This is a genomic window from Actinoplanes oryzae (assembly GCF_030757795.1).
Lineage (GTDB): Bacteria > Actinomycetota > Actinomycetes > Mycobacteriales > Micromonosporaceae > Actinoplanes.
This window is the reverse complement of the sequence record NZ_JAUQWH010000077.1, coordinates 33736-40951: the sequence shown is the minus strand read 5'-3', so window position 1 is coordinate 40951 and position 7216 is coordinate 33736. Positions and strand designations below refer to the sequence as shown.

Below are 7216 nucleotides of genomic sequence, written 5' to 3'. Positions count from 1 at the left end.
CTGGGATTTCTGGAGATCCACTTTTGGTGGGGACCGCGATCCGAAAGGCCCTGCGCGGGCGATTCGGCACTCGCTCCCTCGGGCACTTGGTGGATACGGCGAACAACGGCGGCTCCTCTGGCATCGATCCCGTCCGACGGGAGGAGCGATGGTGGGCGGGTGTCGATGCCATCCCGGCCGGGTGCCGACGTCATCCGGCCGGAGAGCAACGGATGGACGTGTGACTGTACGAGTGGTCCACGGACATCCACGACGGGGAGTATCCACAAGCTGTGTGTGGAAGCTGGGGACAATCGACGTACCGCCGTGTTTCACGTGAAACGGGGACCACGGCGCTCGGCTTTCCACGGCGGTATCCACAGGGCCTACAGGCCTGCGACGTCGTGTTTCACGTGAAACGGCGGGGGCTGTGGATAACTTCTGTGGATAACTTCGCGGGTGTGCGCCGAGGTCCTCCGACGGTGATGGGCTTCGACGTCGGAGCGGCCGGCTGGGGCGCGGTGAGCGGCCGGCGTCGTCGCGCGAAGACGGCCGATCGGCGGACCGGAAATTGACCCGGGACATGGTCTTCGTCCTGCACTAGGGTCAGCGTCGTGCCCGACGATGCCCCCTCGCTGCCGGACTTCATCCGGTGGCCGTCCTTTCCCTTCGAAGGCGACCTCCGGGTCAAGCCCCTGAAAGAACCCGTCGCGGTCGAGCCGGCCCGGAGCGGCGAGAACGCCGAGGACTGCGTGGCCTGCAGCACGCCCGACGACGCGTACATCTGGGTCAGCGAGCGATGGCGCGTCCGGGGCATGGACCGGCCGACCGGGCTGCCGGCGGTGCTGATCCTCGAATGCCGCTCGCACCTCGATCTCGGCGACCTGCCCAACCTGCTCGCCGCCGAGCTCGGCGTCATGACGGTCCGGCTCGAGCGCGCGATCCGCTCCCTCGACGGCGTCGCCCGGGTTCACGTGAATCGGTGGGGCGACGGCTCCGCGCACCTGCACATGTGGTTCCTGGCCCGGCCCCACGGAATGCTGCAGCTCCGCGGAACCTTCCTGGCGCTCTGGGACGACATCCTCCCGGTCATCCCCGAACACCAATGGCGCGAGAACATGGCCCTCGTCGCCGCCTGGCTCGCGGAGTTCGGCGGCCAGGCGATCGCCGAGCCCCCGCACATCCAATGGGAATCACCGGCCACCTTCACCGATCAGCCGGCGTGGGCGAGCCCCGAAACGGCAACCGAGGACGACGGCGCCGTGCGCTTCGGGTCGGCCATCGACAACCTCGCCGAAGCGTCGCTCGACGACCCGACCGCGGGAACAGGGCGCAGGAGCAACCACGGCGAGCCCTCGGTCGCCATTCCGCAGCAGCAGGACGGCCGCACGAGAGAGCCGGGGGCGACAGCCGGCAACGACCCCGGGCGGTAGCCGACAGAAAGCGAGAAGGGCGGGCCACCTACGAGGTAGCCCGCCCTTCTCGACGAAACACCGGGCCTACGAAGCTCCCCGGGCAATCGCCCGCGACACCAGCCCGGCGAGCATCCCCCCGAAGTCCAGCCCCGCGGCCTCCGCGGCCAACGGCACCAGCGACGTCTCGGTCATCCCCGGCGACACGCTGACCTCCAGCACGTACGCCAGTCCGTCCTCGTCGACGATCAGGTCGACCCGCGACAGGTCCCGAAGCCCCAGCGCCTTGTGCGCCGCGAGCGCCGTGTCAGCCACCGCCGAGGCCACAGCGGGCGACAACCGCGCCGGCGTGTGCCACGTGGTGAGTCCGGCCGTGTACCGAGCGGCGTAGTCGTACACCCCGTTCCTCGGCACGATCTCCACGGCCGGCAGCGCGAACGGCCCCTCCCCCAGGTCCACCACGGTCACCGCCACGTCCATGCCGGTGACGTACTTCTCGACCAGCGCGGTCGAGTCGTACGCGAAGCAGCCCACCATCGCCGCCGACAGCGCCGGAGACTCGCGGACCGCGGAGGCGCCCAGGCCCGATCCTCCCTGCGCCGGCTTCACCATCAGCGGCAGCCCGAGCCGCGCCTCGATGCGGTCGAGGACGGCGACCGCCCCGAGCTCCGAGAAGCGGTCGTGGGGCAGGGCCACCCAGTCCGGCGTACGGATGCCGTGCTCGCGCAGCACCGACTTGGCCGACGGCTTGTCCCACGCGAGGCGGGACGCGGTGGCGGAACAGCCCACGTACGGCACGCCGCACAGGTCCAGCACGCCCCGCAGCGACCCGTCCTCCCCGGTCGCGCCGTGCAAGGCGATCACGACCGCGTCCGGCGGATCCTCGCGAAGAGTGGGCAGCAGCGACACGTCGGCGTCACGCAACTCGGCCGACAGACCGGCGGCGCGGAGGGTGTCGAGGATGCGGCGGCCCGACCGGAGCGAGACATCCCGCTCGTACGAGAGACCGCCGGCCAGGACGAGGACGTGCGCATCGGAAGGCGTACCCATGGCAGTGATCATGCCAAGTCGGGGCCGGGAGTGTCCGCGGCGGCCCGGCCCCGACGGCGGTGGGGGGTTGTCGGGCCGAACACCGCGCGCATGGCGAGCTCCTGCTCCATGACGCCGGAGAGCCGGCGGATGCCCTCCCGGATGCGCTCCGGAGCCGGGAACGAGTAGTTGAGCCGCATGTGGCCGGTGCCCGTGCCGTCGGCGTAGAAGCCCGTGCCCGGCACGTACGCCACCCGCGCCGCGATGGCCCGCGGCATCATCGCCTTGGCGTCGAGGCCCTCGGGGAGGGTCACCCACACGAACAGGCCACCGTTCGGACGGGTCCACGTGGTGCCTGGCGGCATGAGACCGTCGAGCGCGTCGAGCATCGCGTCGCGGCGCTCACGGTAGATCTCGCGGTACGACTTGATCTGCTCGCGCCACGGCATCGTCGACAGGTACTGCGTCACGGCGTGCTGAGCGAACGCGCTCGGGCACAGGATGTTCGCCTCGGAGGCCATGACGAGCTTCTCGCGTACGGCATGGGGTGCCAGGATCCATCCGACCCGCAGCCCCGGCGCGAAGGTCTTGGAGAACGTGCTCAGGTACAACACGCCGTCCCGCCGCCGAGCGCGCAGCGGGCGTGGGGCCTCGCCCTCGAAGCTGAGCGTGCCGTAGGGGTCGTCCTCCACCACCAGCAGCCCGTGCCGCTCGCAGATGTCGAGGATGACCTCCCGGCGCTCCTCGGACAGCGTGACGCCGGCCGGGTTCTGGAAGGTGGGGATCGTGTAGAGATACTTGGCCCGCCCACCTGCCTCCCTTATCGCTGCCTCGAGTGCCTCGGGGATCAGGCCGTCGGCGTCCATGGCCACGTGCCGCACCTGTGCCTGGGCGGCCTGGAACACGCCGAGTGCGCCGACATAGGTCGGCCCCTCGGCGAGCACCACGTCACCCGGGTCCAGGAACAGCCGTGCCACCAGGTCGAGCGCCTGCTGCCCGCCGACGGTCACCACCACGTCGTCCGGCGACGCCTTGATCCCGGACAGCTCCATGACCTCGCAGATGCGCTCGCGCAGCTCGAGCGTGCCCTGCCCGATGCCGTACTGCAGGGTCGTCGCACCCGACTCGGCCGCGAGCCGGCCCATCATCTCGCCGACCGCGTCGAGCGGAAGCGCGGCAATGTAGGGCGACCCGCCGGCCAGCGACACCACCTCCGGCCGGCTGGCGACGGCGAACAGGGCGCGGATCTCGGAGGTCGTCATCCCCCTGACCCGGCGCGCATAGCGATCGGTGTAATCGTCCTGGGTGGTTCCGGACATGCGTCTTCACCTCGGCAAACGTGGTGTGGTCAACGTCTTGTGCCCAGGGTAGACGTCTGACTTATGGATCCGAGCCGGTTGTTCACCGAGCGGGACACCCGGGCGGGTGCCAATCCCGTGCCGGTGGACCCCGATGCGCGTAGGATCCAGCTTCGGCACATGTGGACAGCTACCGAGATCCTGGGGACCCGCGATGTCGCGACGCCTGGTCAATCTGACCCTCGACACCCTCGAGGACCTCCCCCGCCCCTGCCGGGGCTGCGTCTACTGGGAGCTCGACCCGGTGTCCGCCGAGCGCGCCTGCGCCACCGGCGACCCCGGCCTCGAGAAGGAGGCGTGGGTCTCCCAGACGCTGCTCGAGTGGGGCTCCTGCGGCAAGCTGGCCTACGTCGACGGCATGCCGGCCGGGTTCGTGATGTTCGCCCCGCCGGCGTACGTGCCCCGGTCCATGGCCTTCCCCACCTCCCCCGTCAGCGCCGACGCCGCGCTGCTGATGATCGCCCACGTCGTCCCCGCCTTCGCCGGCGGCGGCATCGGCCGCATGCTCGTCCAGGGCGTCGCCCGCGACCTCACCAAGCGCGGCGTCAAGGCGATCGAGGCCTTCGGCGACCAGAAGTTCGGCGAGGCGAGCGAGGGCGAGGAGGGCTGCGTCGCCCCGGTCGACTTCTTCCTGTCGGTCGGCTTCAAGACCGTCCGGCCGCACCCGCGCTATCCGCGCCTGCGCCTGGAGCTGCGCACGGCGTTGTCCTGGAAGTCGGACGTCGAATACGCGCTCGAGAAGCTGCTCGGCTCGATGAGCCCCGAGACGCTACTGCGGCCGGTCCGCCCGGCGCCAGCGACGACGTCGACGCCGGGCTGAGTGCGCTTTTCATCAAATACGCGTGCCCGCAAGCGACTGCCCCGACGGACGGATCCAGGTGCGGCGCAGGCGAAGTGCGCGGCCGCCGGGCTTACTCTGCAACTCACCCGCTACGCCTGGCCGCTTTCTCCTCCGGTCCCGTGCCATCCCGCTCCGGCGTCGCGTCCCGTCGCGTCTTCATGGCATCCCGTCGCGTCGTGTGGCGTCGCGTCGTGTGGCGTTCGTCTCGCCCGGTCGTGTCGCGTGGCATCCCGTCTCGTCTCGTCGTGTGGCGCTCGTCCCGGCGGCCTGCTGTGGCCTCTCGTCGTGGTGGTTTGTTGTCGCCGCTCACTGAGGCCGGGTGGCGCGGCTTGCTCGACGCGGCGACTCTGGCCCCTGCGGCCCGGAGCCGGTGTGGTGACCTCAGCAACAGAGGGTGGCCACCGCCGGCCGGAGCGCTAGCCTGGAAGTGGCGCCGCGCTGTGGCCGCCCCGGACGAGTTGCGTGTCGTACCCGGCCTGACAAGACGACCGCCCGCGAGGGAGGCGTCTGCCATGGCATGGCTCGTTCTGATCGTTTCCGGGATTCTTGAGACGGTGTGGGCGATCGCGCTCGACCGGAGCTCGGGGTTCTCCCGTCCGCTGCCCACCGCCGTGTTCGGCGTCGCCCTGGTGCTCAGCATGGCCGGGCTCGGCTACGCGATGCGCAGCATCCCCGTGGGCACCGGCTACGCCGTGTGGGTCGGGATCGGCGCGGTCGGCACGGCACTGGTGGGCATGCTGGCGCTCGGGGAGTCGGCCAGCCTGCCGCGGATCCTGTGCCTGCTGCTCGTGGTGAGCGGCGTCGTGGGCCTCAAGGTCTTCCACTAGCACCCGGGCATCGGCATCTGCTTGCCGATGGTCGACCATGCCGATGTGCACATGAAGCCGGCGCACATGAAGCCGGCGCACATGAAGCAGCTGGCTACTCGGAGCCGACGTACACGTGAGGCGGCCAGCAGTTGCAGTCACGTACACGTGAAGTGGCTGGCCGCTCGGAGGTTACGTACTGCTCGGGTTCACCGAGACGTTCCGGAATGCGAAGCGGCCGGCTCGTCCTGTGACGGGCCGGCCGCTCGGGCGTCGTACAGGATCAGGTGTTGCGGGAGGCCAACGCGAGCCGCAGCTGGCGGACGTCGATCGAGCCGGTCGGCACGTCGGCCTCGACCGGGTAGTACATGCGCTGGACCGCGGCGAGCACGGCCTCGACGATCTGCTCACGGAACGCCGGGTCGATGAGGCGCTCGCGGTCGGTCGGCGAGGACAGATAGCCGAGGTCGACCCGAACAGCCGGCATCCGGGTGAGCCGGAGCAGCTCCCACGTCTTGGCGTGGATGCGGCAGTCCTGCATGCCGGTGCGCACGACGACCTCGCGCTGGACGAGGTTGGCGAGCCGCTCCCCCACCGTCGACGTCACACCGTTGCCGGTGCCGTAGTGGTAGGTCGCCACGCCCTCCGCGGCCGCGTTGTCGTGCCCGTCCAGGTGCAACGAGATGAGCAGGTCGGCGCCGAGGCTGTTGGCGAGGGCCGCCCGCTCCTGGCCGGTCATGGGCTGGGTGGGCGCCGGGCCGCGGGTCAGGTGGACACGCATGCCCGCGGCGGCCAGCCGGCCCTCCAGCCGGGTGGCGATGTCGAAGACCAGATCGGCCTCGGTCCAGCGCAGCTGCCCGTCGGGCACGACGACACCCAGATCCTCCGCGCCGCCGTGGCCGGGATCGATGACGATCGTCTTGCCGACCAGGCTGGAGCCGGACTGGCGGAACGCCTCGGCCTCGCGCAGCCAGTTGGGGCGGCCGCCGACGACCTTGCGGCCGAGCCGGCGCAGCGCCTTCATGGTCTGGGGGCCGCACGAGCCGTCGGGGGTCAGGCCGACCTCGCGCTGGAACTGGGCGACGGCCCGGGCGGTGCGCGGCCCGTAGATCCCGTCGGCCCGGCCGGTGTCGAAGCCCATCTCGAGCAGGCGCTCCTGGAGGGTGCGCACGTCCTCACCGACCAGGAACGTGGGCACGGAGTGGAACAGCGTGCGCGCACCCAGCTTCCACCGGGCGCCGTCGAGGGCGGACCAGGTCTCGGTGCCGACGATGCCGTCCACGCCGAGACCGCGGCTCTGCTGGAAGGCACGCACGGCGTTTTCGGTGCCGTCGTCGAACTCGGGGCCCCCGGTCTCCAGCAACTCCAGAGTCACCAGGATCGACCGGATCTCCTCGACGGCCGGACCGGTGTCTCCACGTCGGATCGAGCGCACGTGCGGCTCCCTAACAACTCGGGGGGATGGCAGGAGGGCAACTTCCGGAGCCTACTCCGTGGTGCCCGGCACGGCCCGGCATCGATGCCCGCTCCGTGCGTCGCATCACGATCCGCTGACGCTTCGGGGACAGCACCCTCACAGAGCGAAGTGACTGGAGCCGCTGACGACGATATGCCGCCCGGGCAACCTCCGGCAGAGTCGTACGGCCCATGAGCACGTCGCCCGAAAAGCCTGCGATGCGCCTCAAGTGCGGGCTCGTCGATGCGGAGAGCAAGAGAGAATGCCCCGGCGTCCCGCACGTTGCGCCCCGCGTCTCACGGCCGCTGGCCCTGCCGCCCGGCAAGCCGAGGCTC

The 7216-nt window shown here is 70.7% G+C and carries 6 protein-coding genes and 1 riboswitch; of the genes, 3 read left to right on the top strand and 3 right to left on the bottom strand.

All coding sequences use genetic code 11. From position 1 onward, the window contains the following. Positions 1-614: 614 nt before the first annotated feature. Entirely contained in the window at positions 615-1412 is a 798-nt protein-coding gene (locus RBH18_RS23920; RefSeq protein WP_306211514.1) for a hypothetical protein, read from the top strand. A 66-nt stretch (positions 1413-1478) separates the two neighbouring features. Here RBH18_RS23920 and RBH18_RS23915 read toward each other — a convergent pair whose 3' ends face one another. After that, a complete protein-coding gene (locus RBH18_RS23915; RefSeq protein WP_306211512.1) occupies positions 1479-2441 on the bottom strand; it encodes a D-alanine--D-alanine ligase family protein in 963 nt (320 codons plus the stop codon). Positions 2442-2449: 8 nt separating this feature from the next. Continuing rightward, positions 2450-3739, bottom strand: coding sequence for an aminotransferase-like domain-containing protein (locus tag RBH18_RS23910; RefSeq protein WP_306211510.1), 1290 nt, complete (start codon positions 3737-3739; stop codon positions 2450-2452). 193 nt (positions 3740-3932) lie between these two features. Here RBH18_RS23910 and RBH18_RS23905 point away from each other — a divergent pair, with 193 nt between their 5' ends. Both RBH18_RS23905 and RBH18_RS23900 read left to right on the top strand, forming a co-directional pair. After that, positions 3933-4598 (top strand): GNAT family N-acetyltransferase, encoded by a 666-nt coding sequence (locus tag RBH18_RS23905; protein ID WP_306211508.1) that lies wholly within the window; start codon positions 3933-3935, stop codon positions 4596-4598. Positions 4599-5046: 448 nt separating this feature from the next. Then, a riboswitch (guanidine-III (ykkC-III) riboswitch) is annotated at positions 5047-5114 on the top strand. A 17-nt stretch (positions 5115-5131) separates the two neighbouring features. Then, on the top strand, positions 5132-5446 hold the full coding sequence (locus RBH18_RS23900) for a DMT family transporter (RefSeq protein ID WP_306211506.1): 315 nt from the start codon (positions 5132-5134) through the stop codon (positions 5444-5446). Between the two features lie 262 nt (positions 5447-5708). Here the strand turns inward: RBH18_RS23900 and RBH18_RS23895 are convergent, their stop codons facing one another. Next, complete coding sequence (locus tag RBH18_RS23895; protein ID WP_306211504.1) at positions 5709-6860, bottom strand: N-acetylmuramoyl-L-alanine amidase; 1152 nt, start codon at positions 6858-6860, stop codon at positions 5709-5711. Positions 6861-7216: the final 356 nt, after the last annotated feature.